The following is a 651-nucleotide window of genomic DNA, read 5'->3' as shown; positions in this document are numbered from 1 at the left end:
CATTATCAGACCAGTTTTGGATGGTTGTATAACGCATATAAGCTCCGTCCAAAGCGAAAATTTCTACAATGGCAGCGTGCAAGCTGTTGCTAGAATAAGTTGGTGCTGTACAGCCTTCTACGTAGTGGACACTTGCTCCCTCATCAACGATAATCAAGGTACGTTCGAACTGACCTGTATTTTCGTTGTTGATACGGAAGTAAGTTTGTAGTGGAATATCTACCTTGACACCTTTTGGCACATAGATAAAAGTCCCTCCAGACCATACGGCCGAGTTGAGGGCTGCCAACTTGTTGTCTGTCGGCGGTACCAACTTAGCAAAGTATTGTTTAAACAAGTCTGGGTATTCCTTGAGGGCAGAATCTGTATCTGTAAAGATAATACCCAATTTCTGGAACTCTTCCTTCATGTTGTGGTAAACCACTTCTGACTCGTACTGGGCAGAGGCACCTGCTAGATAAGCACGTTCAGCTTCTGGAATCCCGATACGTTCAAAGGTTTCTTTAATCTTTTCAGGTACATCATCCCAAGAACGGGCTGGTTTATCAGATGGTTTTTGGTAATAGATCAAGTCATCAAAGTCAATCTCTGACAAGTCTGCTCCCCAGGTTTGCATAGGCATTTTTTTGAAGGTTTCATAAGACTTCAAAC

1 protein-coding gene is annotated in these 651 nt (G+C 42.9%); it reads right to left on the bottom strand.

Going from position 1 to position 651, the window contains the following annotated elements; translation table 11 throughout:
* On the bottom strand, positions 1-651 hold a 651-nt coding region (gene sufB / locus GMD4S_RS12535), incomplete at both ends, for a Fe-S cluster assembly protein SufB (RefSeq protein ID WP_000664053.1).

The sequence above is a fragment of the Streptococcus sp. GMD4S genome (genome assembly GCF_000296955.1).
The sequence above is the reverse complement of the archived record's forward strand: the minus strand, read 5'-3'. Positions and strand labels throughout refer to the sequence as shown.